Below are 26,379 nucleotides of genomic sequence, written 5' to 3'. Positions count from 1 at the left end.
GACCTGCTCGCGTCGCTGGCCAGGTTCCAGGACATCAATGCCGCGTACTTCGTCCGGCACCCCCTGGAGTCGAACTTCGAGCCGCTGGTGCCGCCCAGCCGCGCGCCCAAGGAGCTGGGCACCCTGCGCGTCGCCATCGTCGGCGCCGGGCCGGCCGCCAGCTACGCGGCCGAGGAGCTACTGCGCCGCGCCGATGTGGAGGTGGAGCTGTTCGACCGGCTGCCCACCCCCTACGGCCTGGTGCGCGCGGGCGTCGCCCCGGATCACCCGGGCACCAAATCGGTGGCGACCCTGTTCGAGTCGGCCTTCCGCCGCGACGCACTGGCGTTCCGGCTCAATGTCGAGGTCGGCAAGCACATTTCGCACGAGGAGCTGCTGCGGCACCACCACGCGGTGCTGTACGCGCACGGCGCCTCCACCGATCGCCGCCTCGGCGTCCCGGGTGAGGAACTGTCCGGCAGCATTTCGGCCACCGAATTCGTCGCCTGGTACAACGGGCATCCAGATTTCGCGGACCGCGAATTCGATCTGTCCGGTGAGCGGGCCGTCATCGTCGGCAACGGCAATGTCGCGCTGGATGTCGCGCGCGTGCTGACCGTCGATCCGGATGTGCTGGCCAAGACCGATATCGCCGACCATGCCCTGGATGCGCTGCGCCGCAGCAATATCCAGGAGGTCGTGGTGCTCGGCCGCCGCGGGCCGCTGCAGGCCGCCTACACCTCCTCGGAGTTCCTGGCGCTGGGGCATCTGAAGGGCGTCGACATCATTGTCGATCCCGCCGATCTGGAGCTCGATCCGGCCAGCCGGGCGGAGCTCGAGGATCCCCAGGTGGAGCCCTCGCTGAAGCTCAAATACACCCTCGCGCAGGAGTACTCGGTCAACAAGCCGAAGCCGGGCAACAAGCGAATCGTCTTCCACTACCTGGTTTCTCCGACCGAGATCACCGGAGACGGCAAGGTCGAGACCGTCGAGTACGTGCACAACGAACTCGCCGAGCAGAACGGCCGCATCGTGGCCCGCGCCTCCGACCGCACCGGGTCGCTCGACGTCTCAATGGTGCTGCGGTCGGTGGGCTATCACGGTGAACCGGTCGCGGGCGTTCCGTTCAACAGGAACGACGGCATCATTCCCAATATAAAGGGCCGCGTTGTCGACGCCGACGGCAATCCAGTCCCAGGCGTGTACGTCTCCGGCTGGATCAAGCGCGGCCCCCGCGGTGTCATCGGCTCCAACCGCGTCGACTCGCGGGAGACCGTCGACCAGCTCCTCCAGGACTTCATCGGCACCAAACTCGCTGCCCCGCAAGGCAACCGCGCCGCACTGGAGGAACTGCTGAACGCCCGGCAGCCCGACCAGGTGGGCCGCGACGGCTGGAAGGCCATCGATCAGGCGGAGACGGCCGCGGGCCGAGCCGGCGGACGTCCGCGTGTGAAGTTCACCAGCATCGAGAATCTTGTCGAAGCCGCCAAGGGCTGACTGCCTGCAGGTATCCCAGTCACCAGGAACACCGCGCCGACGATCGGCTCGACCATGCGATCGTCTCCGGCGTCCACACGGGCAGCCGATGAGCAATCGAAAGGGTCCTCCGCGATGGTGCGCACAAAGTTCTGCGACGTATTCGGCGTCGACTATCCCATTGTCCAGGGCGGCATGCAGTGGGTGGGCCGGGCCGAATTGGTATCCGCGGTGGCGAACGCGGGGTGCCTGGGCTTCCTCACCGCGCTGACCCAGCCGACACCCGAAGCTCTCGCGAAGGAGATCGTGCGCTGCCGCGAGATGACCGACAAACCCTTTGGTGTGAATCTGACAATCCTCCCCTCGATCACTCCGCCGCCGTATGCGGAATACCGCGACGTGATCGTGGAATCCGGTGTTCCGGTCGTGGAGACCGCAGGATTCAATCCCGCCGAGCATCTACCGGCATTCCGCGCCGGCGGAGTGAAGGTGCTGCACAAATGCACCAGCGTCCGGCACGCGGTGAAGGCTCAGGCTCTCGGCGTCGACGGCATCTCGATCGACGGCTTCGAATGCGCCGGCCATCCGGGCGAGGACGATATCCCCGGACTGGTGCTCATACCGGCGGCAGCGCAACAGATTACGATCCCGATGCTCGCGTCGGGAGGATTCGCCGATGCGCGCGGCCTGGTGGCGGCCCTCGCACTGGGAGCCGACGGAATCAACATGGGCACAAGGTTTCTCGCCACCGTCGAGGCGCCGGTCCACGACAACGTCAAGCGGCGCCTGGTGGCGGCGACCGAACTCGACACCGATGTGATATTCCGGCAACTGCGCAATACCGCACGGGTCGCCGGCAATGCCGTGAGCCGGGAAGTCGTCGCAATTCTCGACGGCGGCGGGCAGTTCGACGATGTCCGCGACCTCGTGGCCGGGGCCCGCGGCCGCCGCGTGTACGAGGAAGGCGATATCGATCTGGGCATCTGGACAGCAGGCATCTCCCAGGGACTCATCGACGATATCCCGACCGTCGCCGAGCTGATCGCCCGAATCCTCACCGGCGCACACGAACTCATTCGAGACCGGCTCGCCGGCGTCCTCGGCTCGTAATCGCTACGGCTTAGTCTCGTTCACCAGGAGGACGTTCTGACAGAGCGCGCGTACCCGATCGCGTCGTCGAAGCTCAGCGAGCGGCCCGTTTCCCGAGCAACGTCGTACTCGTGTGGATCGATGGTGTTCCGGACGCGCTGCTCGCACTCTTCGTGGAAGACAGGCAGATTCGGAAACAGAAAGGCATAGTTCTGCACGATGCCACCCAACGTTTCCGCGGCCGCCAGCATGATCGCGGCAGGTCCAGGCTGGTCCTCCTCGGCGGCCACCCAGGCCAGTACTTCGAGAAACGATGCGGCGCCGCGAACATCCTGCAGGCTGTGTGCCAACTCGAGCCCCTCATCGATCAGCCGGGCCACATTATCCCGTTCACCCCTGCGCCAGAGTTCGATACCGACACTCCACAACGCCCAGGCACGGGAGACGGATTCGCCGTGCGCTCCTGATATTTCGAGAATCCGCTGATTGCAGACCAGCGCCGATTCCGCATCACCGCGCGATTCATGTGCCCGCGCCAGTAGCGTCAAAGCAGTCGCCTGCGTCACGAGCTCCGCGGACCCGGCTACCGCGGCGTCGAGGTATATGCGGGCGAGCTCCGGATTGCCGCGCAATAGCATCACGAACCCGTCTGCGATATCGACCAGCGCCCGCGCCTCCGGATCCGTCAGCCGCTCCAGCAAAGCACGCGCCTGCTGGACGAAGGCAGCCGCTGCATCGGGATCACCCTGGTCGCTGGCCAGCAAGCTGGCGCAGTACAGGGTTTCGACTCGTTCGAAGGGCGGCTCCGCCGGCTGCGCGGCCAGTGCCCGATCCAGCCACCGGCGTCCCTCGCCGAGTAGGCCACGCGCAGCAAAGAACTGAAACAGGCTGATTGCCATCCGGGACGCGGTCGAGGGAGCGGCGGACAGGCCGAACTCCATCGCCTCCCGCAGATTCGGCAGCTCGCGATCGAGACGCCGGATCCAATCGATCTGCTGCGGACCGAACCACGCCGCCGTGAAGTCGCCGGTTACTCGCCGTGCCCAAGCCAGATGCCTGCGGCGCAGCTCGGCATCCTCACCTGATTCCCCGAGCTTCTCACGGCCGAAATCCCGTACCGTCTCGAGGAGCCGAAACCGAACCGCACCATGGGATTCGGTGCGGATCAGAATCGACTTGTCCACCAGCGCAGACAACGGATCGAGCACATCCTCGACCCGTTCCGTACCGCACACATCCTCCGCCGCTTCGAGTTCGAAGCTGCCCGCGAATACCGACAACCGGGCCCAGAGTTGCTGCTCGGCCGGAGTACACAGGTCGTAACTCCAGCCGATGCTCCATGCGAGCGACTGCTGCCGCCGCGGAGCGCCCCTGCGGCCGCGTGTCAGGAGTGCGTATCGATTGTCGAGCCGCTGCAGAATCTGTTCGGGCGAGAGGGTGCGCAGCTCTGCGGCCGCCAGCTCGATCGCCAACGGTAGCCCGTCCAGCCGGGAGCAGATCTTGGCCACCGTCGGTGCGCTCTCCCCGATGAGGGTCGCACCCGGCACCGCGGCTGCCACTCGCTCGGCGAACAGTGTCACCGCGTCCTCCCCCAGCGGGGCCAGTGCCAACAACGCCTCCCCCGGGATTCGCATCCCCTCCCGGCTGGTGGCAAGAACTCGCAGATCGGGACACCCGCATAGCAGCGATTCGACGAGCTCTGCGGCGGCGTCGAGGACCTGCTCGCAATTGTCGAGGACAAGCAACATCGTGCGCGAACTCAGATATTCGATCAGCGTCGACACCAATGGTCCGGCACCGTCATCGCATAATCCCAGCCGCGCGGCGACCAGGTCGACTACCGCGGATCCGTCGCGTAGTTCACCCATTTCGACCAACCGAACGCCGTCGGGGAAACGATCGAGCGCCTGAGCGGCAGCACGCAACGCGAGCCGAGTCTTGCCGATACCACCGATTCCCGTGACTGTGACCAGAGGAAACTCCGTCATGAGCGACTGCAATGCCGCCAATTCCTCGCTGCGGCCGACGAAACTGGTCAACTCCCGTGGCAGGTTGCTCAGCGTCGACCGGAAGCGGGCACGCGCGACCGGGTGCGGGGGAGAGTTCGCCGCCTCGACTTCGGCCGGCAACGCCATATCGTCGACTGCGAAGCCGTGTACGTCCTGCAACTGCCGAAGTTGGCTGCCCAGCAACAGGATCGACGGCCGGTCCTGCGGCCCCCGCGCCATGGCACCTTCGATGACGGTCGCGACGTCGTCAGGAATTCCGCTGCCACGCGGATCAGGCGTCGGCTCGGTGGCGATTCGCAGGAACTGGGTCACCACCTGTTCACCCCGGTGGCGCTCGAAAGCCGCATGTCCGGTCAATGCGCAGAACAACGTCGATCCCAGCCCGTAGACATCGGATGCTTTGCTCGGCGGATCACCACTGAGCGTTTCGGGGGCGGTGAATGCGGGTGAGCCGGTGAATGTACCGGTCTCAGTCTCGAACGCACCCGTGACATGCGCAATCCCGAAGTCGCTCAATGCCGGTTCACCATAGTCGGTGTACAAGATGTTTCCAGGCTTGATGTCGCGATGCAGAATCCCCGCGCGGTGCGCGGTTTCCAACGCGCCCGTCATCTTCACACCGAGCCGCAACACATCGGCCAGCGGCATCGGACCGTGCTCACGGATGCGCGCCTCCAGTGATCCACAGCGGCAGTAGGGCATAACCAGGTACTGGTATCCCCCTTCGGTTTCGCCGACCTGCAGCACGCCGACGATATTGGGGTGACCCGTCAACTGCCCCATCGCCTGCTGTTCACGAATGAACCGCTCGCGGTTTTCAGAGAGAGGTTCGGTAAGCACCTTGACCGCAACCGTACGTTTCAGCCCCGCCTGGACACAGCGGTAGACCATCCCGAACCCACCGTGGCCGATCTCATCGTCGACCTCAAAGCCGGCAGCGCCGAGCTGCGCGGCCACGACCGGACCTACATCGTGCTGCGTAGTGAACGGATCGGCGTCCGGCATCCACCACCTGCGATTCACCCCGACTGGAGTTTCAGCGTACTCGCGAGATCAACACTCGAGTGACGCCGACCGCAGCTGTCGTCCTCCAAGCGCAGGAGCGTGCACGTCACGTCAAGACCTATCCTCACCAGCAAAAATCCTCATCTACGCCACCGAACGTCCTGAAGATGTTCGAGCGGTACTACCTCAACTCCGTCAACGACCGCCTCCTCGGCAGGACCTAATCCGATCGCCACAGCGCCATGGTGAGAGAAAGGCTAGCCGACAGGCGCCCAAGCGGTCACCACTTGAATTCGTTGCCCGTTGCTCACTATCTCGGACCATATCGCCCGGCGACCGAGAGGCAGCTGCTGCTCAGCTTGCTCGGTGACCGTCGTGTACCAGTCGCCGTCCTCACGTTCGTCAACGTGAATATTGATCGCAGCGAAGTCCATGTCGCAGATCGTGAACCGCACGACAGCCCGACGTTCGAGGACTCGTGGGTCGCTGCGTCCATCGACCAGGTCCCATTCTGCCGCTATATCGAATTTCCGGACCCGTCTGGCCAAATTCGTCCATACCATCACTTCCTCGATCGATCCCCCACTACCTGTCGCAGTAGTTTCCCAGGCGCCCCCTCGGCGCACCGCGACATAGTTGTAGTGGCCACCGCCTTTGTCGAACCGCACCACAGACCCCTCCGGCGGCTCTGCAGGTATCGGCGGCGTGGTGGGACGAACCAGCGGAACCGGTCTGAGCACGGACCGCATCGCAGACAGGTCGTACGCGAGTGGGTCCGGCAGTGCGGGTCGCAGCTTGGCGACGGTGATGGGCGTCCCGTTCAGTACCTCTGTGCTCGCCTGGTTGGCTTTGATCGCGTCTATGCGGAGCTTTGCTGCGACGGCCGAGCCGGTGATGTCGCTCCAACAGGAAGTTGCGAGTCCGCGCTCCCGTAGATGCCGGATCATCGGCAAGAAACGCTGGCTCATCTGCGGGGTCAACTGCCCTACTCGCTCACCGTCTATACAGATCTCGACGCGGGCCTTCGACCGATTTCCTTCCGGCATATGCTCTTCCAGCGTGATGAACAGCAGTCCGTATCCTCGCGCGGGGACGTGCTTCAGCAAGACGTCGAAGTGCTCATCCTCCTTCGTCACCTGGACGATCGCGGACCGCGGCAGCATCGTGTAAGGAATCGGGGGCGGTTCGTTCAGTGGAACAGCGTCGCCGGGGTCACCAAGGGCGATCCGTATGTTCGCGGTGAACTCGATGCCGTCCCAACCGTCGTACTCGTTCGCCCAAATTCGACTGGAGGTCGTCGGCATGAATCCTGACGCGACGATGCGCCTGATGACTCCTGCCCACTTCTGGGCCTCGTCAGCTCCGATATAGCCGATCCTCTGCCCGGCCGATCGGACCGATATCGTCCACAGGCCTTGGGCGCCTTCCGGTTCGGGAACCAACTCGACCTCGAGGGTCAGCTCCCGATCCCCCACGGAAAACTCCTGAGGATACAGACTTCGAATCGCCGGCAAATGCTGTCGTTCGACGGCGACGTCATAGTCATAGTGAGTTCGCGCCTGGGTCCACAACCGATACGGAGTACCTACAGCTCGCCGCGTAGGTGCCGCCTCGAACACAGCTTCGGAGTCACTCACGTCCGCCGGGGGAACTCGGGTTTCGATCGGCTCGGTTTCCGGATCATCGTCGATCTCGACACCGAAATCCGTTGCCAGACCTGCCAGCCCGGACGTCCAGCCTTGCCCGACCGCTCGGATCTTCCATCCGTCGCCGCGTCGGTAGACTTCGCCGAATTGCAGTGCCGACTCCGTGAAGGCATCCGCGATGATGTACTCCGCCAACGCCCGACCCGCTCCATCTACGACGATGAACGTGAGCTTACCGAGCGCCCCGAAGGTGCCGGAAGCGAGACTTCCCACCAGAGCCACCGTCTGAATATTGCGCGGAACCGCCGAGAGATCGATCGCGATGCGCGCCTGCGAGCCCTCACCAGCTTCGGCGCTACCAAGGAATCGCACCGAGCCGTTCAGCGACACGGACTGGTTGAAGAAGACGAAATCCCTGTCCGAGAACACCTTTCCGTCCGCGCCGAGTAGCAGTGCCGACGCATCGAGCTCGATCCTCGAATCCGCCCATCCGATGAGGACTTCGACGCGACAAATATGACCTGGCAGCGGCAAGTTCTGCCCCTTGGACAGTCTCGGGCGGGCCACAGTCCAACCCTTCTACAACTCGGCAAGCACCGTCATCAAAAAGCCGGTCGAGACCCGGCACCTATCGCATCGGCACGGTATGTAAGGGCGTTGCACCGATTCTCGATCGAGCTCGGACACCGCACCGACCCCGCTACCAATACTCGATTATCAAGATCAATCTCGCCGTTTGCTGCCAACGCCCCCTCGATTGTCAATGACAGCGACCGTACTCGCAGCGTTGGTGAATTCCGCCGAGCGACAATGTTTCCCCGTCGGCAGCGGATCAGACCGAACGGCACTGACAGAACAGAACGGTATCCTGAAGGTCGCGAGGGACTGGCCGGGCAACGAGCCTGTCAGGAGCCTTCATGTCCGAACACCCTCGTATTCCACGCGATGGCACCGACACGGGTGCGGGAGAAGCATTGCGACGCTTGCTGGCCGAGCCGACGATATCGATCCCTGACGCGGCCAGGCTCCTCGGGATCGGACGTTCCACCGTCTATGCCGCGGTCAAATCCGGTGAGGTACCCGCTATTCGGGTCGGCCACCGAGTGCGCATTCCGTCCACATGGATTCGCGAGGCACTACGGGTCGATGACGAACCGGACATCGGCACACGGTAGCGCTTCCGCGACCGGCCGGCACAGCATTCCGCCGTCCGTCGCCATGCTCGTTGACCACGTAGTGCACATCCTGCGCCGGACAACGGGAAGGTCCCACTTCCGCTCGGTCGAAGGGTAATCCCACTTCCTCATGCCTGCCCCTCGAACGGACGCCGAGGGGAAACAACGGCACGCGACCTTGCGTGTTCGGTGCACCCGCATTCGCACCCCTTTCACACTTCGTCGTCGATGCCTCACGGTGCCGAAATGCTTGCACCCGAAAATAATTCGCCGAATCCGGCTGGTAGCTCGAATGGTCGCCGGCCCGAGTCGGCATCACCGATCCACCCCCACGATCTACCCGCAGACAGGAGACCCCGCATGCCCGGCACATCACCCCCGGCCAGAAGGAGACGCCGGGCCGAGCCGATCGACAAGCATGTCGCGAAGAACGGCACGGTGACCTACCGGTTCCAGGTCGACATCGGAACCAAGCCCGACGGCACTCGCAACCGGCAGCAGTCCACCTATCGGACCCTGGCCGAGGCACGGCGCGAATATCGCCGGATCACAACAGAAGTCGCCCGCGGAACCTACGCCGCGCTCACGGAGATCACCGTCGAGGAAGCGTGCGATCAGTGGCTGGCCGATCGTCGCAGGATCCGGCGGAACTCACTCGAGCGCTGCCGCCAGGACCTGAAGCCGGTACGCCGCCGACTCGGCAACAAGAAGCTGGCGCAACTGACCAAGAAGGACGGGGACGCGCTGGTGGAGTGGATGCTGTCCGAGGGGCGGCGCTCCCCCCGCCAGCCTCGGCCCGACAGCATGGCGTCCCAGGTCGCCGCACTGATAGCGCTTCACCCGGACGGCATCTCGACCGCGGAACTCACCGCCCAGTTCGGCAGGAAGGTGCACCATAGTCTGGCGAGTCTCGTCCAAGCAGGTCGGGTGTCCCGCCCGCGACGAGCCGTCTATGTCCTGACGCCACCGCCGGTCACCGCTGCGGCGCCTGGAGGCGTCAAGCCGGTCACGGTCAGGTCGACGCTGAGCACCTTCGCGATGATGGTGCAGTCCTACGTCGATCAGGGTGTGCTGCCGCGCAACGTCATTGCGCTGGTGGACCGGCCGGCCGACGTCATCACCGACCACGATGAGGACGAGACGAACGCCAAGTCCTGGACCATGAGCGAGGTCGAAGCCTTCCGGGCCGCGATCGCCGGCGAGCGCCTGGCCGCGTGCTGGCTGATGTCGTGTTACGGGATGCGCCGCTCGGAAGTGCTGGGCGCGCGGTGGCGCCGGCTCGACGGCACCGCGTTGCGGGTGCGCCGGGGGCGGGTCGTCATCGGCACGGAGACCGAGGAGAACCTGCCCAAGTCTCGCCGGAGCCGTCGCGATCTTCCGCCGCCCCCGGATCTGGCGGCCGCGCTGCGCGCGTTGAAGACCCGGCAGAAGGCCGAGTGCCTGGCACGGGGTGAATCCTGGTCCGACGATCGGCTGATCGCGGTGCACGAGGACGGGAGCCCCGTGCGGCCCGAGTGGTATTCCGGCGAGTTCCAGCGCATCCGTGCGCGCGCCGGACTGCGCCGAATTCCGTTGAAGGGGCTGCGGAACACGTCGGTGTCGCTGATGCTCGCCTCGGCGATCCCGGTGCACATCGTCGCGGCGTGGCACGGGCACGATCCGGCCATGTCGTTGAGCATCTACTCCGACGCGCATCCTGCCGATCTGCAGGCGGCCGGAGCCGCACTCTTCGGAGCAGACGGCGAACGCAGAGCACGGCAGGTTGGCAAGCTCTAGGCAAGATGGAGCGCCCGGGGCCGTGCCTCGGAGCCCGTAAAATCAGCCCTGACCAGCCCCGATAGACCGGCATCGGTTCATCGATCACTACATCACCGGCGTGCTGTACCCGCGCAGCGCCCTGGATCTCGTCCGGGTGCTGGTTGCCGTCTGCGTGCTCGCCTCCTGGGTCGGGTTCCGGTTCCGTGCCTCGCAGAGCCGATACGGTCGGGCCATCAAATAGGCGGCCACCATGGAACGTTTGCGCAGTTAGAGACATTATGCCGGTGGGATTAGGTTGACGGTTCGGGTGCCGGGGCGGCGAGTTCATCGAGGCGGTCGGCGCAAACCCACGCGATCAATTCCGGATCAGCGGAGACCCGACGCAGGTTCGGTGCCCGCAGCGCTGCCAGCGCGACCGAGTGCACATTGACCGGATCTGTTTGCGGCCGTTCGATGATTCGGCGGTCCCGATGTGCTGCCCGCGCACGCCACCGATCACAACTGTTCTCTCCGTGCAGGATTTCACCGGCACAGCGTTCCGCGGACGATGCGCGCGTTATCGTCCGAATCCCATCTGTTCGCCAACAACCACCGCGAGTTGAATCGCCAATGATGCCGCCGCCATCGAGTACACACTCGACAGCATCGACGGACCGGTCGTCCTCGTTGGACACTCCTACGGCGGTGCCGTGATCACCAACGTCCACGATGCCGAGGTCGATGCCTCGCACGCTTCACTGGTCTCTCAACCGGCCGTAGTCGCCGGCTTCATCGAACAAGCCGCTCAGTAAGGACACTGCCATGACCGCATCACCGGTTGACCAATCCACTCTCGACCAAATCGCCCGTGCCAACGAAAGCGGCCGCACCCCCGTGGTTTTCGTGCACGGACTGTGGCTGCTGGCCGGCAGCTGGGACCGCTGGGCCGAGCTTTTCACCGATGCCGGATACGCGACCGTTACCGCCGACTGGCCCGACGATCCGGCCACCGTCGCCGAGGCGCACGAGCATCCGGAAGTGTTTGCGGACAAGACTGTCGGCCAGGTCGCCGACCATGTCGCGGACATCATCGGCAAGCTGGCCCGCAAGCCCGCGGTGATCGGGCATTCCTTCGGTGGGCTGCTGACCCAGATCGTCGCCGGCCGTGGCCTGTCGGCGGCCTCGGTCGCGATCGACGCCGCTCCGTTCCGCGGTGTGCTGCCCTTGCCGATCTCGTCGCTGCGCTCGGCCGCCCCCGTCCTGCACAATCCGGCCAACCGCCATCGCGCTGTCCTACTGACCTTCGACCAGTTCCGCTTCGGCTTCGCCAACGCGGTCAGCGAGGACGAGGCCCACCAGCTGTACGACACCTTCGCCGTGGCCGCCCCCGGCGCGCCGCTGTTCCAGGCCGCCGCCGCCAATCTCAACCCTTGGTCGGAAGCCAAGGTGGACACCGAGAATCCCGAACGCGGCCCACTGCTGGTCATCTCCGGCGAGAAGGACAACACCGTCCCCCGCGCCATCTCCGAAGCCACCTTCCACCTGCAGCGTAAGAACCCCGGTATCACCGAGTTCCTCGAATTCCCCCACCGCGGCCACACCCTCACCATCGACAGCGGCTGGCAAGAGGTAGCCGAATCCAGCCTCAAATTCCTCCAGCGCTTCGCCTGACTTACCCGGGCGGCGGAAGAGCCTCGGCGCGAATGCCGCCGCGGGCGTGAACGTTCTTGCCGGTCCGCACCTGTTCGAACGTGCGCTCCACACGCGCCCAGCGATATCCGCGACGAGTCCATGGCGGAAAATGCGGTATTCATGGCGCACAAAGGGGGGCGCACGGTCCCGAGAACGCGCACACTTATCCTGCGCCGATCATTCAGAAGCTCTGTGGTCCAACAGGTTCCAGCTTTTCAGCGAGCCTTCGGGCAACGCATCCAGTATCCGATCAGAAGGGGTCCCACATGCCTATCATCACCACGCCGGACGGCGTCGACATCTACTACAAGGACTGGGGCACAGGACAGCCCATCGTCTTCAGTCACGGCTGGCCCCTGTCCTCGGACGACTGGGACGCACAACTGATGTTCTTCCTCTCCCACGGGTTCCGGGTTGTTGCTCACGACCGGCGCGGCCACGGTCGTTCCGCGCAGGTTGCCGAAGGCCACGATATGGACCACTACGCCGACGACCTGGCCGCGGTAGTCACCCATCTCAATCTGTCCGACGCGGTTCATATCGGTCATTCCACCGGCGGTGGGGAGGTTGTGCGTTACCTCTCGCGGCACGGACAGGACCGGGCGGCCAAAGCCGTGCTGATCAGTTCGGTACCGCCGATCATGGTGAAGACCGCCGATAATCCAGGCGGTTTGGACAAGTCGGTCTTCGACGACATCCAGGAACAAGTCGCCACACGCCGGGCGGACTTCTTCCGCTCGTTCGCTGAAGGACCGTTCTACGGCTACAACCGGCCCGGCGCGCAGCCCTCGGAAGGGGTGATCGCCAACTGGTGGCGTCAAGGTATGGCAGGTGGCGCCAAAGCGCACTACGACGGTGTCGTCGCGTTCTCTCAGACCGATTTCACCGAGGAACTGACGAAGATCACGATTCCCACCCTCGTCCTGCACGGGGAGGACGACCAGGTGGTCCCGATCGCCGACAGCGGCATCCGCTCGGCCGAACTGCTGCCCAACAGCACCCTGAAGACCTATCCGGGCTTCCCCCACGGAATGCCGACCACCGAGGCCGCGACCATCAACGCCGACCTGCTCGCATTCATTCGCTCCTGAGCAGCGAGACTCGTCGACGCCCCCGGTCGCGGAACTCGGCCCTGAATCCACCTGTGTGCGCAGGTGGTTCAGGGTTGGTCGTTGGCTCGCTGCCAGTCCCGGGGGGACATACCGTACGCACCGCGGAAACGCCGGGCGAAGTGGGAGAGGTTGGTGAAACCCCAGTGACACGCCACAGCGCCGATGGGCGTGCCTCGGCCCAGGCGCGCCAGGTCGGCATGCGCACCCTCGAGACGCGCGCCGACGATCCACTGGCTCAACGGGATTCCGCGCGCGGACCAGATGTTGTATAGGTGCCGCACCGAAATGTTGTGTGCTCGCGCGATCTGGTCAGGGTTGAGGCCCGGATCCCAGAGACGCTGTTCTATATACGCGGCTATGCGGAGATAGAGCGTGTCGTGCAGGTCCCCGCGCTGGCGAGGGTCGTCTGCGGCAGTGGTGATCAGGGCCCGAACCAATTGGGTAGTGGCTGATTTGAGCATGATCCGCGCGGATCCGGGCTCGATATCGCCTTGCTCGCCGAGTGCGGCGATATGGGCGGTGACCAGCCCGTACAGTGGGCTCGATTTGAGTTTGGTGGCCGCGCTGCGAACGGTTTCCACCGGCAGCGCCAGCTGGTCGTAATCGAAGATCACCACTTTCGAGCCACCGACACCGTTGGATGAGTAAGCCGAGGTGCTGGTGCCGTCTGTGAGCGAGAGCTCGCCCACGTCGATGATCTGGTCCGCACCGCAGTGTTCGAAGGTCCCGGATCCGGTGAGTTGCACACCGAGGCCGACGCGTTCGGGTGCGGCCACACGCAACTGTGCGGCGCCGCGCAGCACGCTCAGGCCAGTGCCGATGAACTGTGTCGCATGCACGCCCTCGCCCAGATCCCACACGGCGAATCGATGCCACAACTGGCCGGCGACCGCGCCGAATTGATTGATCGAGGGAATCTCATTGTCGGCCAGCAGATCCTGCGCTGCCGCGATGCGTTCGCTCATCGGGAGCAGACCGGTATCCAACACCACTACCATGCGCACCTCCCACGGCCCCTCCAAGGAAGGGCGACACCATGATCGAGCGTAAACCAGTCGTTGGCGTTTGCGACGAGCCCGACCGCCCGAGTGATCCACGGCGTCCGCCTTATCCCACCCGACCGATGACTCCCGCCCGTCGTGATGCCGAATTTGATGCCAGATCCGGATAGTGGCCGCCAATTTCTCGTGCGCAGGTAGCGACCCGACGCTGATCACGGTACCGGCGTGGCCGGGAAGGTCTTCTCGCCGCAGAAACGTTGGGCCACTCCCGCATCGCTCAGTCCGGAATCCCCGCGTGGGCCCTCATCGTCCGCGCGACAGGCGGGGGCCGAGCCGTCCGCGCGGTAAGTGAGGATGATCTCGGCTACCAATTCCAGGCGTGCGCCGACGAAGTGCCAGAACGCGAGATAGTGGTCAGCGGGCCCACTTTTCGCCATCGCGGCGACGTAGCCGTCCGGTGTGCGCTGGACTCCCATCCCCAATACCCGTCCCTCGTCCAGTCCTTGGACCTCTCCGGCGTCGACGAATTCCGGTGCCGAATCCGTGGCGCGGTAGATCTCGTAGTCCGTCCCTCCGGTTCCGGCGTCTACCGGTACCACCAGCTGATCACGCCCGTCATCGGCCAGGTTCCGCAGCTCGGGCGGTTCGCGCATGATCGAGCTCAGTGTGCTGATGACGGTCTGACGAACCTTTCCATCTGCGATTACGGTGATGGTCATGCGATTTCGATGACCCACCGGATCGGGGCCGCTGAACCGCACGATGAAGGTGTACCCGGCACGGTCGTGGGAGATCAGCTTGCAATCCGTGGGTTCCGCCGGGGGATCGCGATCGAGGTCGCCGCACAGCGGGAGTGCCGCGTCCGCAACCGGGGGCTTGGATGTGGTTGTCAGCGTTGTGGTCGCGGCCGCTGTCGTCGTCGAATTCATCGTCGTCGATGCGGTCGCACGTTCCGTACCAGTACTGCCGTGAGATCCGCACGCGGCAACCGGCAACACGCACGCCGAGACCGCTACCGACACGATTGCCCGAACAAAGAAACTTTTCGCCCCCATGAGGCCCGACAGTACTTCCCCGAATCACGTGGAGGCCAACGAGATTCTGATGCCTTTGGAACCAATTGGGATTGGGTATGACGTCCTCCAGCAGCAATGTCAGTGGCGGCGAAGTCGTCGACATCTTCCACTGGGTCAACCTCGGGCAAGCGATCGACAACAGAGCACTGCGCGGGGCATGCTCGAATATGACAGGGAAGCAATGGATTACCTGAGAGTGGGGTGGAAGCACTGACGGACGCGGTGACGCGTTCGGACAGGGCTTCGAGGAAGGTGGAGTCGGTGCCGGTTCAGTTGCCGCGACTGGTGACAGAGCGGATGTTCCGCCACCGGTTCGCGGTCCTGCCTCCCTGGTAATGTCCGAGAATAGGGAGGATGGGATGGGATTCGCCGCGCGGCATGGTGATTCGACAGTAGCCGCAATTCGGCGGCGCGCACGGGCGTGGGCGCTACTACTGCTGGGACTTGTGTTGACAATCGGTTTGATTCTGGCCCCGTTTGTGTTCGTGCTGTACGAACTCCTGGCACTGGCCGTTGCCCACATGTCGTAACGCGGAAATCGTTGGGACGCTGGCATCCTGGAAACGCAGGTGGGGGTGGATACCGAGATCCGTGCGACCGCAGTGGCATGGCTGCGGCGCGGCGTCGGATACCTGCGGCCACATGTGAGCTCGGGCCGAGCAACGCCGCATGGCAGGTCGTACCTGGATCCGTTGTGCTGGTTGACATTGACTGATCGGTCTAGCGATCCAGGGCAACAGATCCGACGCCGCCGCTACTGGCCGCAAAGCTTACGGGCCGCATAAGCTCGGGTTGGTTTTGCGAAACCGACTGCGAACCATATCGTTTCGGGTACACAAGGCGGGGGTAGTGACTGTCGCAGCAACGGCGAGGACCGGCGGGCGGGTCTGGAAGTGGCTGCGACAATTCCGCCGCGGTCTACTGGGTTTCGCCGGTCAGTCGTCGGGTCAATTCGTCGGCATACGGGTAGCCACCGCACTGATTCTCAACGCGAATCGGAACGGTGAACTGTGCGTGCACGTTTGGAACAATCCGCCCCTGTGCATTGCCCTGCCACTCTGACGCAACCGCCAAACGTTGATCGGCGCGCATCGTTTCCAGCCGAATCCGACGTGTCACGGGCCTGGATCGTCGGCCACAATTCGTCAGCCCGAGGGAAGTCTCCCACCGGAGCATGGACGATGTGGCGAGGCAGTCAGGTTCCGCCGGGTTGAGCCTGCCCGGCCATCAGACCCGAACTCTGTTCTGCGACAGTTTTATCGAGGCAATATGAATCGACGCAGGCCGGTCGGAACCGAGGGTTGCGAACGGGATCGGGACCCGTTCATCAAGAACTCTCATTGTCGTAGGGACGATTACCGCCGAGAGAACCGGCGCCGTACAGGGTGGGGCAGACTACACACTTCATGTCTCACGAGTCCTGCCACCAACCAAGATTGACACGCCCGCGGAGATCACCGTCCATGTCAGCGGTCGCAGCAGGTGCTGCGAGGCGGACGGGCCACTCCCGATGAACGCCGAACAGGTGCTGTTCCTGGCCCGGAAAGATCCACGCACGTTCATGTCGCGAACGACGGCTGGGGCCGAATGCCTGTGCACGACAACACCGTGTCATACGGCACCAATCCTTCGGACTCGCACACCGAGACTCTCGACGAGTTGGCCACTCAACTCTCCGACCCCTGACTACGCAATCACAGTCCCATCCATTTCGCATCGTCCCCGTCAATATCACTTGGTAGCAACGGACTTCTGATCAGCGAGCCAGCGTCACGCCCAGGCAGGAACGGGCGAGTACCGAACGCGATGGACGGCCTCGGGGAGACGATCACCGATGACCTCGCCGTGAGCGGCGACTTCCCTCGAGATCGTCGTGAGCAATTCCCGCACCGTTGAGGGATGCCTTCGCATCGCACGGGCCAGCAGCTTGATCGTTCGCCCTGATCGCCACCGCCGCCAGACCTCTTCGACCTCTGGTGCTACCCGTTCCACCCGAGAAACGAACGCAACTCGAGTCGGTCCACTCCGAACTCGGCGTGGTCCGCCGGCCGCGAATGAGAGCGGCCAGTGGATCTTCCGCGAGCGCGCGCTGGCCTGTCCGGTCAGCGCGGTCAGCGACAGGTGCGGGTGCCCCCTCCAAGAACACCCCCAATAAAGCGCCCGGGGCCTTGCCTCCGAAGCCGTGAAATCACTCCTGAACAGCCTCGACAGACTGGCACCGGTTCATCGATCACTACGTCACCGCGTGCTCTACCCCCGCAGGGCGCTCGAGCTGGTGCGAGTACTTGTGGCAGTGGCCGCGATCGTGTCGTGGGTCACACTGGTGTGGCGATTCCGCCGCGCCGATACGACGGTCTCGTCGACGAAAACCGGCCGCTGAGCTGGGCTGGCTGGACCAGATAAGTAGGTATGCCTTACCTTTACCAAGTGAGTTGGGCCGAGGCAGTACCAAACCTTCTGATCTGCTTGCGGGAAGGCCTCGAGGCCGGTCTCGTGGTGACGATCCTGCTGGCAGCCGTGCGCAAGGCGTCGACGGCCGAGCGTCCGTTGTCTGCGACACCGGTCTGGCTCGGGCTGCTCGGGGCGGTGTCGGTGGCGGCCAGTTTCGCTGCCGTGCTGACCTATTCGACCAGCGTGATGTCGAGTTCGGCGCAGGAGACCGTCGGCGGAGTGCTGAGCGTGCTGGCGGTCGCACTGGTCACCTGGATGGTGTTCTGGATGCGCCGCACCGCCTCGACCCTGTCGAAGCAGCTGCGCGGTGAGGTGACCCGAGCCGCGGCCATCGGGGCGGGTGCGCTGGCGGTGACCGCATTCCTGGCGGTCGGGCGGGAGGGGTTGGAGACCACGCTGTTCGTGTGGACCGCGGTCCGGGCCTCCGGGGCCACGCTGGCGCCCCTGGTCGGCGCCACCATCGGCCTGATCGCCGCGATCGTGCTGTGCTGGTTGCTGTACCGCCAGAGTGTGCGGCTCAACCTGGGTGTGTTCTTCAGCCGAACCGCGCTGCTGCTGATCGTGATCGCCGCGGGCGTGCTGGCGTACGGGCTGGGCGAACTGCAGAACGCGGGCCTGATCCCGGGCGCGCAGTGGATCGCCTTCGACCTGAGCGCCCATATCGACGCCAACTCCTGGTGGGCCTCGCTCATCACCGGCGTCACCGCTCTGCAGCCGAAGATGACCGTGCTGCAGGTGGTGGCCTGGGCGGTCTACCTCGTCGTGGTGCTCACCATGTTCGTCCGCGCGGGCGCCACGGCCCCGCAGCCGGCGGCGCCCAAGCCCGAGCCCGCCGGCGAGCACGAGCATGCCGGCGACTGGTTCGAGCGGATCGCGGGCAAGCGCCTGGCGGTGGTGGGCGCGGCCCTGGTACTGGTGCCGGCGCTGGCCGCGGGCCTGGCCATCGCGCTGCTGCCCGCCGCGAGCGAAGGCGCTGTCCAGGCGGTCTCGATCACCTCGAATTCGTGTGCGCCGGAATGGAGTTCGGCTCGTTCGGGCAGCCGGACGTTATCGGTGAAGAATGACAGCGGTAAGGCGGGGGAGATCACCCTGGTCGATGCCGACGGCGCGATCGTCGGTGAGATCGAGACGATCGGTGCGGGCACCACGGCCGATATGACCGCGACTTTGAGCCGCGGCAGTTACACCGTCAAGTGCGCGATGTCGGGCCAGGCGGTGACGAGTTCGGCCACGGTGCAGGTCAGCGGTACCGCGGATGCGCCGCCGGCGGTGAAACCGGTCAGCCAGGACGACCTCACGCCCGCGAACGACGCCTACCAGGCCGCCGCCGCGCAGACGCTCGGCCGGCTCACCGGAACCCTCGGCGCCCTCCGCAACGACCTGCACGCGAACAATATCGCCGCGGCGCAGGCGGATTGGCTGGCCGCCCAGGAGCAGTGGGAGCGGGTCGGCGCCTCCTACAACAGTTTCGGTGCGGCGGGCACCGCCGTGGCCGGCCTGCCCGGTGGTCTCCCCGACGGGGTGAACGATGTCGGCTTCACCGGCCTGCACCGCCTCGAGTACGGCCTGTGGCACGGACAGGGCGCCGCGCAACTGCTGCCGATCCTGGACAGACTGGGCGCCGATATCGCCACGGTGCAGCAGAACCTGAGCTCGACCGATCTGGCCGGCGACCCGACCAACCTGCCGATCCGCGCGCACGAGATCCTCGAAGACGCACTGCGCGACCATATTTCGGGCATGGACGACTTGGGCGGCGGCGCCGCCTATCCGCTCACACTGGCCGATATCGATATCACCCGCACCGTGATCAGCGGCCTGGGCCCGCTGCTCGATGAGCGGGCGCCGGACCTGCGCGCGACCATCACCGCGCGCCTGGACACCCTGCAGCGGGCGCTGCTGGCCACCCAGGACGGCGGCAAGTGGCGTCCGCCCGCCCAGACCCCACCTGCCGCACAGCAGTCCGTGAAGGCCGCACTCGGCGGCGCCCTGGAAGTTCTGGCCCGGGTTCCCCGGTTGCTGGAAGTTCCCGCCGCCCACTGATCCTCGACACGTAAGGCTTGCCTCCGATGAACCTCAGCCGACGCAGATTCCTCTCCGGTGCCGCCGCCGGTGCGGCGGGAACGGCCCTGACCGCGGGACTCGTCGCCGAAGGCGCCCGGGTGGACGCCGCGGCCTCGGGCACGCCCTCCCCTGCCTCGGCCTACCCGTTCCACGGCGTGCATCAGGCGGGCATCCTCACCCCGGGCCCGGCGGACAAGCAGAACGCCTCCTGCTACGCGTCGTTCGATGTCACCGTGTCGAACAAGGCCGAACTGGCCGAGCTGATGAAGACGCTCACCGGGCGCGCCCGCTTGCTCACCGCCGACTACACCCCGCCTGACCTCGGCCTGGGTCAGCCGCCGTCGGACAGTGACGTGCTCGGCCCGGATACGCCCGCCGACGGGCTCACCGTGACCACCGGTGTGGGCGCGAGCCTGTTCGACGACCGGTTCGGGCTCGCAAAGCTCAAGCCGGCGCATCTGACACCGATGAAGATCTTCCCGGACGACTCGCCGGAGGACGCGTGGATGCACGGCGATGTGATGCTGCAGCTCTGCGCCCATCACCCCGATACCGTCCACCACGCGATCCGTGACATCACCCGCCAGACCCGCGGCGCGCTGCAGCTGCGCTGGAAGATCGAGGGCTACAACTCGCCGCCGCGTCCCTCGGGCACCGGCCGGAACCTGCTGGGCTTCAAGGACGGCACGGCCAATCCGACCGGTAAGGACGCCGAAGCGCTGATCTGGACCGGCGATCCCGCCGAGCCGGCCTGGACCCGCGACGGCACCTATCAGGTGGTGCGGCTGATCCGCATGCTCGTGGAGTTCTGGGACCGGGTCTCGATCAACGAGCAGGAGAACATGTTCGGGCGCCGCCGGGATTCGGGTGCGCCGCTGGACGGCAATCAGGAATTCGACACCCCCGACTACGAGCGGGATCACGACGGCACGGTCATTCCGCTGACCTCGCACATCCGCCTCGCCAACCCGCGCACCCCCGATACCGCACGGCAGCAACTGGTTCGGCGTTCCTACAACTACGATCTGGGCATGGGTCCGAACGGCAATATGGCCGCCGGGCACATCTTCACCTGCTTCCAGCAGGATGTGCAGCGTCAGTTCGAGCAGATTCAGACCCGGTTGGCCGGCGAGCCGCTGACCGACTACGTGCAGCCGTTCGGCGGCGGATACTTCTTCGTGCTGCCCGGCGTCACCGATGTGAACGACTGGTACGGGCGCGCACTGCTGAGCTGAGGTGTCCGCAGCAGGCGTCACCGCGAGGACAGGAGAATCCATGGCCGGCAGGACGCTGGTGTCGACGCTCAATGATCGAGGCCGCCAGCTGTATTCGATGGTCCGGCTGGCACTGGGTATGCGGAGATTCACTCGCACCGGTCAGATCGGCGACGGCCGGGAAGCGGCCGCTCGTGACTACGTGCTCGCGAACGCGCGCGCGGGCGATCCGGAGAGTGTGCTCGTCACCATCGACAGGTTCGCCCGCACCCGCAGCATACTGGTCAATGTCGGGGACGAGAAGGGTGTGATCCTCGACGCCGCGGTACGGCGAGCGCAGCCGAAGCTACTGCTCGAGCTAGGGACCTACTGCGGGTACAGCGCCGTGCGCAGCGGCCGGTTGCTGCCCGGCGGTGCGCGCCTGGTGTCGGTGGAATTCAGCGCCGCGAATGCCGAAGTGGCGCGGGCGATTATCGCGCACGCCGGGCTCGCGGATCGTGTCAGCGTGGTTGTCGGGACCATCGGCGACGGCGGCAAGACCGTGCAACTGCTCACTGCCGAGCACGGATTCGCACCCGGTTCAGTCGATTTCGTCTTCCTCGACCATGCGAAGGAGGCCTACCTCGCCGACTTGAAGACCATGATGGACGAAGGCTGGTTGCATCCCGGCACGATGGTGGTCGCCGACAATGTCAAAGTGCCCGGCGTTCCCGACTACCTGGCCTACATGCGACAGGAGCAGGGCCGCACCTGGCGGACCGTCGAGCACAGCACCCATGTCGAGTACCAGTCGTTCCTGAAGGATCTCGTGCTCGAATCCGAGTACCTCGGCTGATAGGTGCCGTAACACGTTCCCGGACAACTGTTCCCGTCAGCGAACTCCCGCAGCCGTGCGGTATGCCTCGAGCCGTTCGACGAGCTCACGGGAGTGCGCCAGGGCCGGGAGATGCCCGCCGTCCATCTCGTCGGGGATGAAGCCCAGTCGTTCCCGGACCACGCGGCGCTGGAAGTCGGCCGGGAACATGCGGTCCTGACGGCACAGCAGGAATTTGGTCGGCACATCCGGCCAGCTCGGCAGCGGCCAGGGCTTCAGGAACGGCGCCTCGGCTTGTTCGAGCGGACGCTGCTGCAGCGCCACCGCGAGCACATCCGGCGGCAAGTCGTGCAGGAAGGTGACCATCGGGTCGAACGGCGCATCGGGATCGCGGCCCTCCCGTGCATCCTGCGCACGCCTGGCCTCCCGCTGACCCGTATTGGCCCACCAGTCCCCCGGCGTCTCCCCCGGCACCGGAACCATCGCCGCCACCAGCACCATCAGCTCGACCGGCACCCGTTCGCAGACCAGCGGGGCGGTGAACCCGCCCATGGACTGGGCAACGAGCACCAGATCGGTCCGATCACCGATCGCGTCCAGCACAACCTCGGTGTACTCCGCGAGACCGGCGTTCTCGTCCTCACACGGCAGATCAGGAGTGACCACCTCGTGGCCCAGCGCCCGCAGCAGCGGGGCCACGAGGTACCAGTACGAAGAGTCGGACCCGGCACCGGGGATCAGCACATATGTCGCCATCGTCAATCCTTGTCGCAGTCCGGCGGATCGCGAATCGAGCCGCCTCCATGTAGGGACGCCATGGTCGCCGGAAATTAATCGCTCACCCGGCGGCTGCCGATGTGAAGCAACGCCCACCAGGAACTCAGGGCGGCACTCACTCGGCATTTGCCGCGACGAGTGCCTGAGCGGCGAACGATCGGGGCGACGGACCTCAGCCGTGGGACAGGCGGCGGGTGATCAAAGCGGCTAGGGCGGGCTGGTTTTCGGGGAGGTCGAGGTAGAAGTGGGCGCCCGGAAACGTGGCGGTCTCGAAATCGGCCGAAGTGTGGTTGCGCCAGTCGCCCGCCTGCGCCAGGGAGGTGGTGGGATCGGCGGTGCTCACCAGTGCGGTGATCGGGGTGCTCAGCGGTTCGCCCGGTTGGTAGCGGTAGGTCTCCACCGCCTGATAGTCGCTGCGGACCGCGGGGAGGATCATTTCGGCGAGGGTGGGTTCGGTGCGGAGGATGCCGACCGGCTCCGGATCGTTCGCGAGGCGTTCCAGGTCGGCGATGAGGGCGTCGTCGGAGGCCAGGTGCAGACGGCCGGGTTCCTCGAAGGCCGGTGCGGGGCGGCCGGATACGAACAGGTGGGCGAGAGGGCGGCCGGCGGCTTCCAGGCGGCGGGCGGTCTCGAAGGCCAGGGTCGCGCCCATGCTGTGGCCGAACAGAACGGGGCGCGTTGCGGCGGGCCAGCGCCGCAGGTCCTGTGCGATCTCGTCCGCGAGCTCGGTGAGGTCCGGAATCGGCTTGTCGCCCAGTCGATCCTGACGACCGGGGTACTGCACCGCGAAAACGGCTGTGCCCGTGCCGAAATGCCGAGCGAGCGGACGGTAGGCGGTGACGGAACCGCCGCCGGGCGGGAAGCACACCAGTACGTTTCGCGGGTCGGCATCGGGCTTCAGCACGCGCAACCAGTCGGTACCGGTGAGCATGACCACCACGGCGGGTTTCTCCTTCACAGACTAGGGTCGGGACTCGTGACTGCCTACACAACGCTGGTTCACGACTACGAGTCCGGGGTTGGCATCACCGGATCGAGTATGCCCGCCCTCGACCCGGGCGCGAATCTGGCTGCAACGCTGCCGGTGTGGTCCCTGGCGGGCGGCGCGGTGGCCAGTTTCGCGGCCGCGGCCGACCGACGGCGGGCGGCCTGCGGATTGACGACACTGGAGAGCGTGCTCGACCCCGCCCGGGTGGCGGCGGCCTTCTCCAGCGAGCGGCTCTTCCGGGTGAACGACGTAGCCCCCGACGCCTTCGCAGAACTGTCGGGCTTCTTCCCGAGTGCGGACGGCTGGGTGCGAACGCACGCCAACTACTCGCATCATCGCGCGCGGCTGCTGGCTGTTCTCGGATTGCCGGAAAATACCGACCGGGCTGCCGCTGCAGCTCGCATCGCCGAGCTGTCCGGCACGGAGATAGAAGAGCGCGCGGCCGAAACCGGGGCCATCGCGGTTCGGGTGCGCACCGAACAGGAGTGGGCGGACAGCCCGCAGGGCAGGGCGGCCGCCGACGGCCCACTGGTGGCCATCGAGCCGCGGGCGGATCGCGGCGAGATCGAATCCCCCACCGCCGCAACGCAGATGCTGCCGCTGCGCGGAATCCGCGTACTGGATCTCACGCGCGTCATCGCCGGACCGGTCGCGACCCGGGCGCTGGCTCTGCTCGGCGCGGACGTGCTGCGGGTCGATCCGCCGCAGCTCCCGGAGATCGAATGGCAATTCCTGGATACCGGCCAGGGTAAGCGCTCAACCCTACTGGATTTGCGTACCGAACTTCCCGTATTGCGGAAGCTTCTCAGCGAATCTGATGTACTGATCACAGGTTACCGACCGGGCGCCTTGGAACGGCTCGGCGTGGTAGCGAGCGATATTCGGCCAGGAATTGTATACGGCCGGGTTTCCGCCTGGGGTGAGCGCGGACCGTGGGGCGATCGACGTGGTTTCGACAGTATTGTGCAAGCAGCATCCGGAATATCACTCATCGAAGGCGCACAGGACAATTCGCGCGCCGCGGCCACCGTCGGCGCACTGCCCGCCCAGGCGCTCGATCACGCCAGCGGATATCTGCTCGCCGCGGGGGTGCTCGACGCGCTCACCGCGCGGGAACAGGACGGTATCGGGCGTGAGGTGCGAGTTGCGCTGGCACGTACCGGTTCCTGGCTGCTCACGGCACCGGGCCGCACCCCCGGCCATCCACCGGCGCAGGCGCCCGCGGCGGAGTACGCGGTGACCCACGATGGCGTGACGACCGCGCGACCAGCGCTGACGGAATATCCGGATCATCCGTGGCCGGCTTCGCAATACGGCACACATGCCCCAATCTGGGCAGTCCGACCGGACGGTTCTCAGTAGCTGAACCGGGTGTGCGATCGCCTGCACGCACACCCGCAAACACATCGGCGAATAATGCGAATTCCCTTCGCGCATATCGTTTTAATGTCGTTAATAGGTGAGATGCTGAAACCGACATCGATAATGTCGGCGCTTGTGCCGGCATGCGGATGGAGGACGTCATCGTGGACATACCAGGCCCCCTGCTGACTGTGGCAGCGGATGGCACCACTACAAAAGTTGGTCGCCGGGAATGGACCGGGTTGGCGGTGTTGGCGCTGGCGTGTTTGGTGTACTCCATGGACCTCACGGTCCTGCACCTCGCCGTGCCACAGATAAGTGAGGTACTGCGACCCACCAGCTCCCAATTGCTATGGATCATCGACGTTTACGGGTTCATGGTGGCCGGTCTGTTGCTGACCATGGGTACGATCGGCGACCGCATCGGGCGAAGACGACTACTCATGACCGGCGCGGCAGCCTTCGCGGCGGTGTCCATCATCGCCGCGTTCGCGCCGTCGGCCCCGGTGCTCATCGGTTGCCGGGCGCTGCTGGGGGTCGCCGGTGCGACGCTCGCACCGTCCACCCTCTCGTTGATCTTCACCATGTTTCCCGATACCAAGCAGCGGTCGCTGGCCGTCGGCGTATGGGTGGGCTCGTACTCGGTCGGCGGTTCGATCGGCCCGCTGGCCGGCGGCCTGATGCTCGAACACTTCTGGTGGGGTTCGGTATTCCTGCTGGCGGTGCCGGTCATGGTGCTGCTGCTGATCCTCGCGCCGCGGGTGCTGCCGGAATTCCGGGATCCGGGCGCGGGCCGGCTGGATCTGCTCAGCGCGCTGATGTGCACCAGCGCGGTGCTGCTGGTGGTGTACGGCATGAAGGAGATCGCCCAGGACGGCCCGGTGCCCATGGCGATCGGCGCGCTGGCCGCCGGGCTCGTCATCGGGTCGATGTTCATTCGCCGGCAACTGACCACGCCCGAACCCATGCTGGATCTGAAACTGTTCCGGCTCAGCAGCTTCCGCATGGCCCTGACGGTGAATATGGTCGCCATCTTCGCGGCGTTCGGCTACTTCCTGTTCGTGGGCCAGTATTTCCAGCTGGTGCTGGGCATGTCACCGCTGCGCGCCGGAATCGCCACCATCCCAGCCGGTTTGGGCTTCATGATCGGCTCGCAACTCGGCCCGAGAATCGGCAAGGTGGTGCGGCCCGCGTACATGATCGGGGTCGGCATGGTCATGGCGGCGGGCGGACTACTGCTGCTGACCAGGATCACCGAGACCGGCGGCGTGGGGTTGACCATCATCGCCTCGCTGCTGGTGTCCTTCGGCCTGGCGCCGGTCTTCGGCATCACCACCGAGCTCATTGTCGGCACCGCGCCGCCGGAGCAGGCCGGGGCCGCCTCCGGGCTGTCCGAGACCGGGGCCGAATTCGGTGGGGCGCTGGGGATTTCCATGCTCGGCAGCCTCAGTATCGCGATCTATCGCAGCCAGCTGGGCTCCACGCTGCCCGCCGGACTGCGTGATGCCGATGTGCACAGCGCGCGCGATACCCTCGGCGCGGCCATGGAGGTCGCGAACGGGCTGCCCGGCAAACTGGGCGACGCGGTGGCGGAGTCGGCCAAGCACGCGTTCCTCACCGGCATGCACCTGACCTCCGCCATTGCGGCCGTGGCCGCGCTGCTGCTGGCAGGAATCGCGGTCCTGCGGCTGCGGCATATCCCGCCGGGCTGA

At 65.6% G+C, this 26,379-nt stretch carries 18 protein-coding genes and 2 pseudogenes; 14 read left to right on the top strand and 6 right to left on the bottom strand.

The annotated features are described in order from the left end of the window. The coding region (locus tag ABZX86_RS36895) for an FAD-dependent oxidoreductase (RefSeq protein WP_355130560.1) at positions 1 to 1,476 on the top strand (1,476 nt) is incomplete at its 5' end. Positions 1,477 to 1,590: 114 nt separating this feature from the next. Next, positions 1,591 to 2,565: a nitronate monooxygenase gene (locus ABZX86_RS36890; RefSeq protein WP_355130558.1), complete on the top strand. Its 975-nt coding sequence runs from the start codon at positions 1,591 to 1,593 to the stop codon at positions 2,563 to 2,565. Positions 2,566 to 2,585: 20 nt separating this feature from the next. On the opposite strand, the gene ABZX86_RS36885 is transcribed toward ABZX86_RS36890, so the two are convergent. Together ABZX86_RS36885 and ABZX86_RS36880 are read right to left on the bottom strand one after the other, a co-directional pair. Beyond that, on the bottom strand, positions 2,586 to 5,510 hold the full coding sequence (locus tag ABZX86_RS36885; RefSeq protein ID WP_355130556.1) for a protein kinase: 2,925 nt from the start codon (positions 5,508 to 5,510) through the stop codon (positions 2,586 to 2,588). Between the two features lie 305 nt (positions 5,511 to 5,815). After that, complete coding sequence (locus ABZX86_RS36880) at positions 5,816 to 7,771, bottom strand: TerD family protein (RefSeq protein ID WP_355130554.1); 1,956 nt, start codon at positions 7,769 to 7,771, stop codon at positions 5,816 to 5,818. A gap of 350 nt (positions 7,772 to 8,121) precedes the next feature. Between ABZX86_RS36880 and ABZX86_RS36875 the strand changes: the two genes are divergently transcribed. The 6 genes and pseudogenes from ABZX86_RS36875 (at position 8,122) to ABZX86_RS36850 (ending at position 12,899) form a co-directional block, all read left to right on the top strand. Further along, on the top strand, positions 8,122 to 8,379 hold the full coding sequence (locus ABZX86_RS36875; protein WP_355130552.1) for a helix-turn-helix domain-containing protein: 258 nt from the start codon (positions 8,122 to 8,124) through the stop codon (positions 8,377 to 8,379). Positions 8,380 to 8,739: 360 nt separating this feature from the next. Further along, on the top strand, positions 8,740 to 10,155 hold the full coding sequence (locus ABZX86_RS36870) for a site-specific integrase (protein WP_355130550.1): 1,416 nt from the start codon (positions 8,740 to 8,742) through the stop codon (positions 10,153 to 10,155). 76 nt (positions 10,156 to 10,231) lie between these two features. Then, a pseudogene (locus tag ABZX86_RS36865) lies at positions 10,232 to 10,378 on the top strand (DUF2784 family protein); the annotation flags it as partial. Positions 10,379 to 10,742: 364 nt separating this feature from the next. Then, a pseudogene (locus ABZX86_RS36860) lies at positions 10,743 to 10,928 on the top strand (alpha/beta fold hydrolase); the annotation flags it as partial. A 10-nt stretch (positions 10,929 to 10,938) separates the two neighbouring features. Further along, positions 10,939 to 11,787: an alpha/beta hydrolase gene (locus ABZX86_RS36855; RefSeq protein ID WP_355130548.1), complete on the top strand. Its 849-nt coding sequence runs from the start codon at positions 10,939 to 10,941 to the stop codon at positions 11,785 to 11,787. A gap of 287 nt (positions 11,788 to 12,074) precedes the next feature. Continuing rightward, on the top strand, positions 12,075 to 12,899 hold the full coding sequence (locus ABZX86_RS36850; RefSeq protein WP_355130546.1) for an alpha/beta hydrolase: 825 nt from the start codon (positions 12,075 to 12,077) through the stop codon (positions 12,897 to 12,899). Positions 12,900 to 12,967: 68 nt separating this feature from the next. Here the strand turns inward: ABZX86_RS36850 and ABZX86_RS36845 are convergent, their stop codons facing one another. Beyond that, positions 12,968 to 13,918, bottom strand: a complete 951-nt coding sequence (locus ABZX86_RS36845) for a helix-turn-helix domain-containing protein (RefSeq protein ID WP_355130544.1) — start codon at positions 13,916 to 13,918, stop codon at positions 12,968 to 12,970. Between the two features lie 215 nt (positions 13,919 to 14,133). Next, positions 14,134 to 14,850 carry a hypothetical protein gene (locus tag ABZX86_RS36840; RefSeq protein ID WP_355130542.1) on the bottom strand — a complete coding sequence of 239 codons (717 nt, stop codon included), beginning with the start codon at positions 14,848 to 14,850 and terminating at the stop codon, positions 14,134 to 14,136. A gap of 203 nt (positions 14,851 to 15,053) precedes the next feature. Here ABZX86_RS36840 and ABZX86_RS36835 point away from each other — a divergent pair, with 203 nt between their 5' ends. The 4 genes from ABZX86_RS36835 (at position 15,054) to ABZX86_RS36820 (ending at position 21,561) form a co-directional block, all read left to right on the top strand. After that, positions 15,054 to 15,191, top strand: coding sequence for a hypothetical protein (locus ABZX86_RS36835; RefSeq protein WP_355130540.1), 138 nt, complete (start codon positions 15,054 to 15,056; stop codon positions 15,189 to 15,191). Between the two features lie 2,233 nt (positions 15,192 to 17,424). Further along, complete coding sequence (gene efeU / locus ABZX86_RS36830) at positions 17,425 to 19,491, top strand: iron uptake transporter permease EfeU (RefSeq protein ID WP_355130538.1); 2,067 nt, start codon at positions 17,425 to 17,427, stop codon at positions 19,489 to 19,491. 26 nt (positions 19,492 to 19,517) lie between these two features. Next, positions 19,518 to 20,747 (top strand): Dyp-type peroxidase, encoded by a 1,230-nt coding sequence (locus ABZX86_RS36825; RefSeq protein ID WP_355130536.1) that lies wholly within the window; start codon positions 19,518 to 19,520, stop codon positions 20,745 to 20,747. A gap of 40 nt (positions 20,748 to 20,787) precedes the next feature. Then, positions 20,788 to 21,561: a class I SAM-dependent methyltransferase gene (locus ABZX86_RS36820; protein WP_355130535.1), complete on the top strand. Its 774-nt coding sequence runs from the start codon at positions 20,788 to 20,790 to the stop codon at positions 21,559 to 21,561. 36 nt (positions 21,562 to 21,597) lie between these two features. On the opposite strand, the gene ABZX86_RS36815 is transcribed toward ABZX86_RS36820, so the two are convergent. Together ABZX86_RS36815 and ABZX86_RS36810 are read right to left on the bottom strand one after the other, a co-directional pair. Continuing rightward, positions 21,598 to 22,296, bottom strand: a complete 699-nt coding sequence (locus ABZX86_RS36815) for an alpha/beta hydrolase (protein WP_355130533.1) — start codon at positions 22,294 to 22,296, stop codon at positions 21,598 to 21,600. 193 nt (positions 22,297 to 22,489) lie between these two features. Further along, positions 22,490 to 23,275, bottom strand: coding sequence for an alpha/beta fold hydrolase (locus tag ABZX86_RS36810; RefSeq protein ID WP_355130531.1), 786 nt, complete (start codon positions 23,273 to 23,275; stop codon positions 22,490 to 22,492). A gap of 18 nt (positions 23,276 to 23,293) precedes the next feature. Here ABZX86_RS36810 and ABZX86_RS36805 point away from each other — a divergent pair, with 18 nt between their 5' ends. After that, positions 23,294 to 24,667, top strand: coding sequence for a CoA transferase (locus tag ABZX86_RS36805; protein WP_355130529.1), 1,374 nt, complete (start codon positions 23,294 to 23,296; stop codon positions 24,665 to 24,667). Positions 24,668 to 24,810: 143 nt separating this feature from the next. Next, positions 24,811 to 26,379, top strand: coding sequence for an MFS transporter (locus tag ABZX86_RS36800; RefSeq protein ID WP_355130527.1), 1,569 nt, complete (start codon positions 24,811 to 24,813; stop codon positions 26,377 to 26,379).

Origin of the sequence: Nocardia sp. NPDC006630 (genome assembly GCF_040611495.1) — a bacterium.
In the GTDB taxonomy this organism is placed as follows: Bacteria; Actinomycetota; Actinomycetes; order Mycobacteriales; family Mycobacteriaceae; genus Nocardia.
This window is presented reverse-complemented; position numbering and strand designations above follow the sequence as displayed.

What these genes read in the sequence shown, in the direction of transcription:
- ABZX86_RS36890 (WP_355130558.1), top strand. Translation starts at nt 1,591, where the DNA reads ATGGTGCGCACAAAGTTCTGCGACGTATTCGGCGTCGACTATCCCATT.
- ABZX86_RS36875 (WP_355130552.1), top strand. Translation starts at nt 8,122, where the DNA reads ATGTCCGAACACCCTCGTATTCCACGCGATGGCACCGACACGGGTGCG.
- ABZX86_RS36870 (WP_355130550.1), top strand. Translation starts at nt 8,740, where the DNA reads ATGCCCGGCACATCACCCCCGGCCAGAAGGAGACGCCGGGCCGAGCCG.
- ABZX86_RS36855 (WP_355130548.1), top strand. Translation starts at nt 10,939, where the DNA reads ATGACCGCATCACCGGTTGACCAATCCACTCTCGACCAAATCGCCCGT.
- ABZX86_RS36850 (WP_355130546.1), top strand. Translation starts at nt 12,075, where the DNA reads ATGCCTATCATCACCACGCCGGACGGCGTCGACATCTACTACAAGGAC.
- ABZX86_RS36845 (WP_355130544.1), bottom strand. Translation starts at nt 13,918, where the DNA reads ATGGTAGTGGTGTTGGATACCGGTCTGCTCCCGATGAGCGAACGCATC.
- ABZX86_RS36840 (WP_355130542.1), bottom strand. Translation starts at nt 14,850, where the DNA reads ATGAATTCGACGACGACAGCGGCCGCGACCACAACGCTGACAACCACA.
- ABZX86_RS36835 (WP_355130540.1), top strand. Translation starts at nt 15,054, where the DNA reads ATGACGTCCTCCAGCAGCAATGTCAGTGGCGGCGAAGTCGTCGACATC.
- ABZX86_RS36825 (WP_355130536.1), top strand. Translation starts at nt 19,518, where the DNA reads ATGAACCTCAGCCGACGCAGATTCCTCTCCGGTGCCGCCGCCGGTGCG.
- ABZX86_RS36820 (WP_355130535.1), top strand. Translation starts at nt 20,788, where the DNA reads ATGGCCGGCAGGACGCTGGTGTCGACGCTCAATGATCGAGGCCGCCAG.
- ABZX86_RS36815 (WP_355130533.1), bottom strand. Translation starts at nt 22,296, where the DNA reads ATGGCGACATATGTGCTGATCCCCGGTGCCGGGTCCGACTCTTCGTAC.
- ABZX86_RS36800 (WP_355130527.1), top strand. Translation starts at nt 24,811, where the DNA reads ATGCGGATGGAGGACGTCATCGTGGACATACCAGGCCCCCTGCTGACT.